The sequence below is a fragment of the Martinezella sp. CNPSo 3732 genome, from assembly GCF_057784515.1.
This window is the reverse complement of sequence record NZ_JBXSOO010000004.1, coordinates 351,537-362,993: the sequence shown is the minus strand read 5'-3', so window position 1 is coordinate 362,993 and position 11,457 is coordinate 351,537. Positions and strand designations below refer to the sequence as shown.

7 protein-coding genes are annotated in these 11,457 nt (G+C 60.6%); 2 read left to right on the top strand and 5 right to left on the bottom strand.

From position 1 onward, the window contains the following. Positions 1 to 10 precede the first annotated feature (10 nt). Both AC13RM_RS12325 and AC13RM_RS12320 read right to left on the bottom strand, forming a co-directional pair. Positions 11 to 1,399 carry an MFS transporter gene (locus AC13RM_RS12325; RefSeq protein ID WP_488555140.1) on the bottom strand — a complete coding sequence of 463 codons (1,389 nt, stop codon included), beginning with the start codon at positions 1,397 to 1,399 and terminating at the stop codon, positions 11 to 13. Between the two features lie 49 nt (positions 1,400 to 1,448). After that, positions 1,449 to 6,239, bottom strand: coding sequence for an NAD-glutamate dehydrogenase (locus AC13RM_RS12320; RefSeq protein ID WP_488555100.1), 4,791 nt, complete (start codon positions 6,237 to 6,239; stop codon positions 1,449 to 1,451). A gap of 295 nt (positions 6,240 to 6,534) precedes the next feature. On the opposite strand from AC13RM_RS12320, the gene pdxY reads away from it, so the two are divergent. Together pdxY and AC13RM_RS12310 are read left to right on the top strand one after the other, a co-directional pair. Then, positions 6,535 to 7,410, top strand: a complete 876-nt coding sequence (gene pdxY / locus AC13RM_RS12315) for a pyridoxal kinase PdxY (RefSeq protein ID WP_113408487.1) — start codon at positions 6,535 to 6,537, stop codon at positions 7,408 to 7,410. A gap of 72 nt (positions 7,411 to 7,482) precedes the next feature. Continuing rightward, complete coding sequence (locus AC13RM_RS12310; protein ID WP_285175635.1) at positions 7,483 to 8,124, top strand: carbonic anhydrase; 642 nt, start codon at positions 7,483 to 7,485, stop codon at positions 8,122 to 8,124. Positions 8,125 to 8,233: 109 nt separating this feature from the next. Here AC13RM_RS12310 and AC13RM_RS12305 read toward each other — a convergent pair whose 3' ends face one another. The 3 genes from AC13RM_RS12305 to AC13RM_RS12295 form a co-directional block, all read right to left on the bottom strand. Beyond that, positions 8,234 to 9,055 (bottom strand): lytic murein transglycosylase, encoded by an 822-nt coding sequence (locus AC13RM_RS12305; RefSeq protein ID WP_488555099.1) that lies wholly within the window; start codon positions 9,053 to 9,055, stop codon positions 8,234 to 8,236. 284 nt (positions 9,056 to 9,339) lie between these two features. Then, on the bottom strand, positions 9,340 to 10,374 hold the full coding sequence (locus AC13RM_RS12300; protein WP_113232950.1) for an aspartate-semialdehyde dehydrogenase: 1,035 nt from the start codon (positions 10,372 to 10,374) through the stop codon (positions 9,340 to 9,342). Between the two features lie 372 nt (positions 10,375 to 10,746). After that, positions 10,747 to 11,256, bottom strand: a complete 510-nt coding sequence (locus AC13RM_RS12295) for a Dps family protein (protein ID WP_488555098.1) — start codon at positions 11,254 to 11,256, stop codon at positions 10,747 to 10,749. Positions 11,257 to 11,457: the final 201 nt, after the last annotated feature.

Sequence of the window (11,457 nt, the reverse complement as noted above, 5' to 3'; positions counted from 1 at the left end):
TTTTCTTTGCCTACTTCGCCTTGTCGGCTGGATAGGGCGTCGGCAGCAGAAGCAGCAGACCTCCGGCGAGGAAGAGGACGAGCGTCGCCATGCCGAGGCGGGCAGAGCCGCTCCAATAGGTCACCAGCGAGAAGAACAGTGTCGCCATGAAGCTGGTGGCGCGGCCTGACAATGCGTAGATGCCGAAATAGCGCCCGGCTTCGGAGAGGCTGACGCTACGGGCGAGATAGGAGCGCGAGGAGGCCTGCACGGGGCCGAAGGCGATGCCGATCAGCAGGCCGTAGCCGATATAGGCTTTTTCCGCCGCCGTGCCGAACAGGCCGCCGGAGCTGACAGTCAATAACGGCACGAGGCCGAAGAGCGTGAAGCCCGGCTCGGTCGAGAGGATGCCGAAGGTGGCAATCAACAGCAAAGTCAGGCTGATCATGATCGTCGTCTTCGAGCCAAGCCAGCGATCGACATAACCGGCGGCAAAGCAGCCGAAAATGGCGATGACGTTGAGGATGATGCCGTAGATACCGATCTCGATCGTCGCCCAGCCGAACATGCCGGCCGCGAAGGTGCCGCCGAGGATCAAGAGGCCGTTGACGCCATCCTGGTAGATCATGCGGGCGATGAGAAAGAGACTGATGCCGCGCCGACGCTTCAGCTCGCCCAAGGTCGCCGATAGTTCACGCAGGCCCGAGCGAACGGCGGCGCCAAGCGGCAGGCCGCGGGCGGCATCCGGTGTGAAGAGGAACATCGGCAGAATGAAGATGAAATACCACACGGCGGAAATCGGCCCGGTGATGCGCGCATCCTCGCCGAGTGTGGCGTCGAGGCCGAAGAGCGGTGTCAGGCCGAGAATGGTCTTGCCGGTCTGCGGATTGCCGGCGAGCAAGGTCACGACCGTGATCAGCACGATCATGCCGCCGAGATAGCCGAGCCCCCAAGCGGCGTTCGACAGCCTGCCGACATCGTCCTTAGCCACCAGCCGTGGCATCATGGAATCGTTGAAGACGATCGAGAACTCGGCCGAGATGGAAGCCAGGATCATGAAGATCACCGGATAGATGACTGGCGACCCGGGGGCCGCGCCCCAGAGGCAGAAAAGGCTTGCAATCTTGATGACGGCGAAGAAGGCGATCCATGGTTTGCGGGCGCCGGATTGATCGGCGATCGAGCCGAGGACCGGCGAGAGGATGGCGATGATCACCGAGGAGATCGTCGCCATGTTGCTCCAGGTCGTCTGGGCGGAGACGGGATCGGCCGTCAGCCGCGCGACGAAATAGGGACCGAAGATGAAGGTAGTGACGACGGTGAAGAACGGCTGAGCCGCCCAGTCGAAGAACATCCAGCCCCAGATGCCGCGTGCCGGCACTTTCGCCGGCACGTCATTGCTAACTTCGGTTGCCACCAGATCCTGCCCCTCAATCCCTCATCCGCCTAACGGGTTGGGGCGGACTGTCTCACCTTGCCCGACCGTTCGCAAGATCGCTGAGCAGGCCGGCGGCGACAGTGATGCGGGCGAGGTTGGGATCGCCACTTTCGCTGAGGCCGCCGAGTTCCTCGGCGATGCGATTGATGCGGACCCGGTCTTCCGCATGCCATGCTTGGACCGGCTGCTTGTCCTTCGGATGATTGGACAAGGCGGAGATCACGATATCGCGGCGCGCGCCAGCAATCTGGTCGAGGCTGCGCGCTAAGGCGAGGCTCTCATAGTGATCGCCTGTGACGATCCGGCTGCCGGCGAGCAGCAGGCGGCCGACGCGGAAGGTCTGCGAGACGGTAAAGTAGCTTTCGGCTGCCCGGTTCAGCGTGTCGCCGGTGCGTTCGGCGATCTGCATGATCTCCGGCACGAGGACGAGCGCGTAGATGGTTGCGATCTCCGAAGCCAACTTCTCCGGCAGGCCGGCAGCCTGGTATTCCGCTTCGCGAGCGGCGATCTCGGCCGCGAAATCCGCCGGAATATGTGTCAGGAAGACAGGTCGCAGTTTCTTCAGAGCTGCGCGAAGCCGGCTAACGGTTTCCTCGATCTCGCCCTTGGCGGCCCCGGTCTTCAGCAGGAGCCGCGTCAGCACGGTATAGACCTCGGTGATCTCGCCATAGACGCGATTCTGCATCTGGCCGCCCACCTTACCGTCAAGCGCATCCGTCTCGTTCCAGAGCCGGTCGAGATCGAAGCCGTCCCGGGCGATAACGGCGGCCTTGACGACTTCGGCCGCCGATGCCGCCGTCGCATCCATCATGCTGACGGCAAAGCCCGGACCGCCACGATTGATCGCTTCGTTGGCGAGCGCCGTGCCGATGATTTCGCGGCGCAAGCGATGGCTTTCGATATCCGTGGCGTTCGAACGCTGCATCTTGGCCGGGAAATAGCGGCTGAGGGTGGCGGCGAAATAGGGATCGTCAGGCAGGTTGCTGGCGACAATCGCGTCGAAGAGCACGATCTTGGCGTAGGAGAGCAGCACGCCGATTTCGGCGCGGGTCAACGGGCGTCCGTTGGCATAACGCTCGGCGAAGGTCTGATCGTCCGGCAGGGTCTCGACCTTGCGGTTGAGCTGTTTTGCCGCTTCCAGCACGCTCATGAAGCGGCTGAGTTCGAGGGCGTTGCCGGTGCCTTTGCGCTCGGTCAGCGAGATCGCCAGGGATTGCAGGTAGTTGTTGCGCAGGACGAGCGCTGCCACCTCGTCGGTCATGGAGGCGAGCAGCGTATCGCGCTTGGCGCGCGTCAGCCGGTCGTCGAACATGGCATTGGCGAGCGCGATCTTGATGTTGACCTCGACGTCCGAGGTGTTGACGCCGGCGGAATTGTCGATGGCGTCGGAGTTGCAGCGCCCGCCCTTCAGGCCATAGGCGATGCGGCCCTTCTGCGTGACGCCGAGATTGGCGCCCTCGCCGATCACCCTGGCGCGGACTTCCTCGGCGGTGATGCGGATCGGATCGTTGGCACGGTCGCCGACTTCCGAGTCCGTTTCGGATGGCGCCTTGACGTAGGTGCCGATGCCGCCGAACCACAGCAGGTCGACGGGTGCCTTGAGGATCGCCGTCATGATCTCAAAGGGCGTTGCAACCGACTTTTCGATGCCGATGGCAGCGGCGGCTTCCGGCGTCAGCGTGACCGACTTTGCCGAGCGGGAAATGATCATCGCGCCCTTCGACAGGACCGACTTGTCGAAATCCTGCCAGCTCGAGCGTGGCAGGTCGAACAGGCGCTGCCGCTCGGCGAGCGTCTTTGCCATGTCCGGATCGGGATCGATGAAGATGTCGCGATGGTCGAAGGCAGCGAGCAGGCGGATTTTCGGCGACAGCAGCATGCCGTTGCCGAAGACATCACCGGACATGTCGCCGACGCCGACGACGTTGAAAGGCGTCGTCTGGATGTCGATGTCCATTTCGCGGAAGTGGCGCTTCACGGTTTCCCAGGCGCCGCGGGCGGTGATGCCCATCTTCTTGTGGTCGTAGCCGGCCGAGCCGCCTGACGCAAAGGCATCGTCGAGCCAGAAACCGGCTTCCTGTGCCAGCGCATTGGCGGTGTCGGAGAAAGTTGCGGTGCCCTTGTCGGCGGCGACGACGAAATAGGGGTCGTCGCCATCGAGCCGGACCGTATCGGCAGGCGGGATGATATCAGTGCCGGAAATGTTGTCGGTGATCGACAGCAGGGTGCGGATATAGGTCTTATAGGCCTCGCGGCCGGCATTGAAGATTTCGTCGCGGCTGCCGCCGACCGGGAGCTTTTTCGGATAGAAGCCGCCCTTGGCGCCGACGGGCACGATAACGGCGTTCTTGACTTGCTGTGCCTTCACGAGACCCAGCACTTCGGTGCGATAGTCCTCGGCGCGGTCAGACCAGCGCAGGCCGCCGCGCGCCACCTTGCCGAAGCGCAGATGCACACCTTCCACTTCGACGCCGTAGACGAAGATTTCGCGGAACGGTCGCGGTTCGGGCAGGCCGTCGAGCAGCTTGGGATCGAGCTTGAAGGCGAGCATGGCTTTCGGCGTGCCATCCGCGTTCTTCTGGAAGTAGTTGGTGCGCAGCGTCGCATCGATGGCGTTGACGTAGCGGCGCAGGATGCGGTCGTCGTCAAGGCTCGGAACGTCGGCAAGCTCGGCTTCGATGCCCGCATGCAGGTCGGAGAGCTTCTTCGTACGGTTCTTGTCGCTGAGCTTCGGATCGAGCGTGTCGTAGAAGAGGCGGAAGAGCGATGCGGCGATACGCGGGTATTTGTCCAGCGTTGCGGCGATGTAATCCTGCGAATAGGCGATGCCGGCCTGTCTGAGATAGCGGGAATAGGCGCGCAGCACATTGGTTTCGCGGGCGGAGAGATCGGCAGAAACGATCAGCCTGTTGAAGGCGTCGTTGTCGATCGTGCCACCGAAGGCGGCGAGGAAAGCTTCCTCGAGAGCCGCGCCGTGGCGGGCGAGATCGATGGTCAGGCCATTGCGGGCCTCGAGCTCCATGTCGTGCAGCACGACATGGCCGGTCGAGCCGTCCTTGGCCGTGACGTAGATATCGAAGGTGCGCTCGCTGATGACGTTGAAGCCGAGATTTTCCAAGAGCGGCACGCGGCGCGACAGCGCCAGATTGCCGTCTCCATGGAAGATCTTCAGCGAGAGAATGTCACCCGCTTCATCCTTGCGGATATAGAAGCCGATGCGGATCGGCTCGGTGCCGGCTGTGGCAATGATATCAGGCAGATCGGCAAAGGCATCTTCCGGCGAGAAGGCCTCCTGGAAGGCCTGGCTGACGGAAATGCTCGGCGCTTTCGGGCCGGCCAGCATGACGAAGCGCTCGTCCCACCGGGCTGTTATGGCGCGGATCGCCTCTTCGAGCTTGGCTTGCGGAACATGCGGCGTCTTGCCGGCGCTGCGGCCGATGATGAAATGCACGCGCGCCACGCCGCCTTCCGGGAAAGCCGGGTAATAAGCGGAGACACGGCCGTCATAGACTGACTTCAGGTAGTTGCCGATCTTCTCGCGAACGACGGAATCATATTCCTCGCGCGGGACATAGACGATGACCGAAACGAAGCGATCGAAATGGTCGATGCGCGGCAATGCGCGCACACGCGGCCGGTCGGTCAGATCGTTGATCTGTTCGGCGAAGCTTGCGAGCAGGGTCGTATCGATCTGGAAGAGGTCGTCGCGGGGATAGGATTCCAGTGTGTTTTCGAGCATGCGGCCTGAGTGGCTCGTGGGATCGAAGCCGAAGTGATCCTTGACCTTCTGCACCTTCGAGCGCAGCAGCGGCACTTCGGCGGCAGCGCTGGTATAAGCCGTCGATGTGAAGAGGCCGACGATGCGCAGCTCGCCCGTTACGTTGCCATCGGCGTCGAAACGCTTGACGCCGACATAATCCATGTAGGCGCGGCGGTGGACGACCGATTTGACGTTCGCCTTGGTGACGATCAGGAAATCCGGGCCGTCGAGAAAGGCGAGGATTTCCGGCGTGGTAGTGACGGCGTCCTTGCCCTGCCGGAGAACGCGGACATCCGGATTGGAGAGGATGCCGAGGCCCGTGCCACGATCCCGCTCGACTTTGGCGTTGGCGCCCTTGCCCGAATAGACGTATTCGCGCATGCCGAGGAAGGTGAAATTGCCGTCGCGTAGCCAGGCAAGGAAAGCAAGCGCCTCATCGCGGTCATTCTTGCGGCGGCCGGCAGCCTCATAGGTCGATAGTTCCGATATCACTGTATCGAGGCGCGACAGCATCGGCTTCCAGTCGGAAACGGCAAGATGCGTCTGATCGAGCACGGTCTGGATCCGCTTGGTCAGATCGGTCGCCTGCGCTGTCGTCAGGGGCGAGAGATGAAGCTGGATATGGCTGACGCGATGGGCCGGATCGCTCGGTTGATCGGCGGAATAAAGGCTCGGCTGCTTGCCCTTCTCAATGACCAGGATCGGGTGGACGGCCATATAGAGATCGCGGTAGCTGCTGGTCACTTCGCCCATGATCGATTCATAGAGGAAGGGCATGTTGTGGTCGGTGATCGAGAGGATCGACACCGCAACGCCATCGGGTTCGATATTGGCGACCTGTTCTATGCTCACACGCGGAGAGGTGCCGCTCCACGCTGCCAGTTCCTTGGCCGCGTGCGTTGCGGCAAGGGCCAGCATTTCCGGGCTGTACAGCTCCATGTCGTCATTGCTTGCCCGACCGAACAGGATTTCGGGATCGAGATGCACCTCGCCCGTTGCCGCGGCTATCTTGCGTGCCGCTTCAATCTGTTTTTCCCGTTTCGGATTGGTCTTAGGCGCCATGGAATTCCTCCCGATTTTCGAATTTTGACGACAGTAGCAGAAGGTTTAGCGAAAAAACTGGCAAAAAGAATGCGAATTTGGTTGCTTTCGGACTGATTTTGGCCGGTTTTTTTTAAAAATCTTGCCGGAGGGCGCGATCCCGATGCAAAGCGGATATCATTGGTGTGAAATTAGCGGAGTGGGCTCGTCAACAGAGGTTTTCATGACTCTGTGAAGTGCGGTTGACAGAGTGCCGTCGAAGGGATCATCAACGGCGCCATGGCAGTTTGAAGCCCTGAACTTGAAAGCTAGCATCATGTCGCAAGTGTCCGCCGGCACCGTTATCGTCATCTCCAGCCACGTCGTCCGAGGGTCAGTCGGCAATCGCGCCGCCGTTTTCGCGCTGGAGACGCTTGGCCATCCGGTGTGGGCGCTCCCGACGATCGTTCTGCCGTGGCATCCCGGCCATGGACGTTCGACGCGATTGACCTTCAACGAGGCAGATTTCGACCATGCGATCGACGATCTCATCGCCGCGCCCTGGCTTTCGGAGGTCAAGGCGGTTCTGTCGGGATATTTCGGCAATGCAGCGCAGGCGCATTCCGTTGCAAGGCTCGTAACGGCTTTGCGGAAGAAGAACCCCGATCTCCTCTATGCCTGCGATCCTGTTATCGGCGATGCCGGCGGGCTTTACGTGCCTGAGGCAACGGCGGAAGCGATCCGCGACCACCTGATCCCGCTGGCGTCACTCGCAACGCCGAACCGTTATGAGCTTGCCTGGCTGGCGGGAGCGCCGCTCGAGGATAACAACGCCATCATGGAGGCGGCGCTCGCGCTTGGACCGTCGCGTATGCTGGTGACGTCTGCCGTTCCGATGATGGCTGGTGGTATCGGCAACCTCTATCTCAGCGGCCGAAACGCGCTACTTGCCGAACATCGCAGCGTGGAAGGTGCGCCGAACGGGCTCGGCGATCTCTTATCCGCTGTGTTCCTGTCGCGCCTGCTTTCCGGCATGGATGAGGAGCGGGCGCTGCAGCTGACGACGGCCAGCGTCTTTGAAGTGCTGGCGCGCGCGGTTAAACGCGGCAGCAACGAGCTGACGCTTGCCGTCGATTCCGCAAGCCTTTCGACACCGATGGCCATGGTGCAGCTGCGCCATCTTGTTCATCCGGCACAGCGGAAGAAAAAATAGCGGTTCGCGACGGTTAACGCTTTTTGCAGCGCAGCAGTTGCCTTCGGTCGAAGCGCGCTGTAATCCAATATCATGCAAAGCTTTCCCGACACCCTTCTGAACGGTTATCGCAACTTCATGAGCGGGCGTTACGTCGATGAGCGCGAACGCTACCGCACTCTCGCCGAGCTCGGCCAGAACCCGTCGACCCTCGTGATTGCCTGTAGTGACTCCCGTTCGGCGCCGGAGATCATCTTCGACGCAGGACCGGGAGAACTCTTCGTCATCCGTAACGTCGCCAACATGGTGCCGCCCTACGAACCGGACAGCAACTTCCATGCGACTTCGGCGGCGCTCGAATTCGCTGTCCTGTCGCTCAAGGTTTCTGATATCGTCGTGATGGGCCACGGCCGCTGCGGCGGTATCCGAGCCGCGCTCGATCCCAATGCCGAGCCGCTGTCGCCGGGCGACTTCATCGGCCGTTGGATGGCGCTATTGAAGCCTGCGGCCGAACAGATCCAGAGCAACGACATCATGACGCAAACCGAGCGTCAGACCGCGCTGGAGCGCATCTCGATCCGCAATTCGCTCGACAATCTGCGCAGCTTTCCGGAGATCAAGGCGCGCGAGGAAGAGGGCAAGCTTAGTCTTCACGGCGCATGGTTCGATATTTCGACCGGCGAACTCTGGGTCATGGATCCGGCAACGCGCGATTTCATCCGCCCTGAGATTTAAGGGGCCCGGGGTTAAGAGCCAGGCGCCCGGCAGGGCGGCAGGTGGATCAAACGAAAAGGCGCTGCGGACCATCTGGTCGCAGCGCCTTTTTGGGTTCACGAGATCAGGCTTACTTGCCGTCGATCTGCTGGCCGATATAGGCGATCGCCTGCTGATAGACCTTTGCGTCATTCCAGCCTGCGATGGCGGAGAAATTCGGCTCACCGGGCTGATAGCCAGCGCCGGGCTGCCATCCGTGGCCGCGCAGGAAGTTGGCGGTCGAGGCCAGCGCGTCTGCGCGCGATCCTACAAGATCCACCCTGCCGTCGCCATCTTCGTCGACACCGTAGAGAACCACGTTCTTCGGCATGAACTGCGTCTGGCCGATTTCGCCATGAGCTGCGCCGCGCGCCGACGGGCTGAGATAGCCTTCGCCAACGAGCTTCAGGGCGGCGTAGAGCTGCTCGGTAAAGAATGCGGAACGACGGCAATCATAAGCAAGCGTCGAGACGGCCGAAAGCGTATGCTGGTCGCCCATATAGCTGCCGAAGCCGGTTTCCATGCCCCAGATGGCGATGATCGGGCCTGGGGGAACGCCGAACCGCTTCTGAATCGTGGCGAAGAGCGCGGCGTTGGCCTGCTTCATGCTCTTGCCTCGATTGATGATCGTCTGTCCCCCTCGCTTCTTCATGAATTCCTCGAAGGAAAGCTTGAAGCTCTTCTGGCCGCGGTCGGCCCGGATGGTGGGCTGGTTGTAATGGACGTTGGCGAAGGCCCTATCGAGGGTGGAGGGGCTGACGCCCTGTCCCTGCGCTTCCCGTTTGAATTCCTGCACCCAATTCTCGAATCCGGCGGAAGTGTTGCCGCAGGATGCGGCGTTTGCCGCAAGCGGCATTCCCAGCAGCAATCCGCCCGCCACGAGAGCTGCCATTCCAGATTTTGTGAAGCGCATTCAGTGTCCCCGAATTCTTACCGCGGTGCGAGCGCGGTAACCGTTTTCAATGGCGCGCAAACCCTTGAAAGCCAGGGGATCACGCGCGTTTAGTCGTCACCGGACCATGCCAGCATCCGACCATCATGTCATCATATTTTAGCGAGTGATGTTTTCGTTTCATGTGAAACATCGCCGCCAAAATCATTCAGAAAAGCCCCGCCTTTCATCCGAAATGGCGAGGCTTTCGTTCCATCCTGCTTACCCAATGAGGGTTGATAAACCGTAAATTGGTTTACAGATCCTTATGCAGCCTGCTTGCGCGGCTTGATGAGGCCACGGTTGACGAGCAATTCGGCGATCTGGATGGCATTCAGTGCGGCACCCTTGCGTAGGTTGTCGGAAACGACCCACAGGTTGAGGCCGTTCTCGACGGTCGCGTCTTCGCGAATGCGCGAAATATAGGTCGCATCTTCGCCGGCGGATTCGTAAGGCGTGATGTAGCCGCCGTTTTCATGCTTGTCGATGACGAGGCAGCCGGGCGCTTCGCGCAGGATGTCGCGGGCCTGATCGGCAGTGATCTCGTTTTCGAACTCGATGTTGACCGATTCAGAATGGCCGATGAAGACGGGGACGCGGACAGCCGTGCAAGTGACCTTGATCTTCGGGTCGAGCATCTTCTTGGTTTCGGCCAGCACCTTCCACTCTTCCTTGGTGTAGCCGTCTTCCATGAAGACATCGATGTGCGGGATGACGTTGAAGGCGATGCGCTTGGTGAACTTCTTCGTTTCGATCGGGTCGGCGACGAAGACGGCGCGGGTCTGGTTGAACAGTTCGTCCATGCCATCCTTGCCGGCGCCGGAGACCGACTGGTAGGTCGAGACGACGACGCGCTTGATCTTAGCGAAGTCGTGCAGCGGCTTCAGGGCGACAACGAGCTGTGCGGTCGAGCAATTCGGATTGGCGATGATGTTGCGCTTGGTGAACTGCGTGACGGCATCCGGATTTACTTCCGGCACGATCAGCGGCACGTCGGCGTCGTAACGCCATGCGGAGGAGTTGTCGATGACGACGCAGCCCTGGGCGCCGATCTTCGGCGAGACCTTCTTCGAAACGTCGCCGCCGGCCGACATCAGGCAGATGTCGGTATCGGAGAAATCGTAGTTCTCCAGGTTGGCGACCTTCAGCGTCCGGTCGCCGAAGGAAACTTCGGTTCCCTGCGAGCGAGCCGATGCGAGCGCCACGACCTCATCGGCCGGAAAGCCGCGTTCGGCGAGGATATTGAGCATTTCGCGGCCGACATTCCCGGTCGCGCCCGCTACTGCAACTTTGAAACCCATTTCACAAGCTCTCTTTCTCTTCTCTCCTCTTGGGCGAGGGGGGAACCGCGGCCATCGGCGACGGGTCCTGTCCCCGGCCGGGCCGGGGAGAGAGCGGCAGGCCAGAGACGTCAGACGGTTTTCGTCGTCGTTTTGGCCTTGGTTTTGGAAGAAACCGGAAAATAGACATCCCGCCCGGCACATTGCGCCAGGTGACTGAAGCTATCGAGCTGTTCGAAGCGAACCATGGAAGTCTTCCTTTTCCGTCGCCGGTTCTAAGAGGTTTTCCACAGGAGTCAAGGATTTCCTCGCTTGCATCATTGCCGGAGCGAGGAAATCGAGGGTCGAAACCGGCCTTTAGCTTAGCATGTCCGACGGCGCGCCGTTTCGGTGTCAGCGGTTGGACTTGCGGGTGGTTTCAAACAGGAACCAGGTACGGCGTTCGGTCTCGTCAATCCAGTTTTCGAGAAGGCTCGCGGTGGCTACATCGCCATATTGGTCGCAAACATCATGGACGGCGCGCATTTCAGCGGAGAGCTTCAGATTATCATCCGCCAACTCGGCAAGCATGTCCTGCGGATCGACATATTCAGCATCATTGTCCGGGATACGCTGCAGCTTGGCGATCTGTCCGATCGAGTGGAGCGTCGTTCCGCCGATCTTGCGGCAGCGTTCGGCGATGGGGTCGGTCATTGCAAAAATCTGGTCGCCATGTTCGTCGAGAAGCAAATGATAGTCGCGGAAATGCGGGCCGCTCATGTGCCAGTGAAAATTCTTGGTCTTCAGATAGAGAGCAAAGACATCCGCCAGCAGGGCGGTCAGCGCTGCGGAAATATCACGTGTCGCGTCTTCGCTGAGATTGGTGCGAGTGCCCAATTTCGACTTGGTATTGGCGCTATTCATAAAGACGTCCTCCGTTTGTTGTTCACGACAGCGATCGCCGGCGGATCTTAGGGGAGTTCGATGACATCAGCTTGCTGCGTGGGATCGCATTGAAGACAGGATTGTTTTGAAATTTCACAGCCGAAATGCCGCTTCGCGGCATGGCCAGCTGCGATGCTTAGGCGGAAAACCCGAACGTCTCTACTAAATAGGAAAATGAGG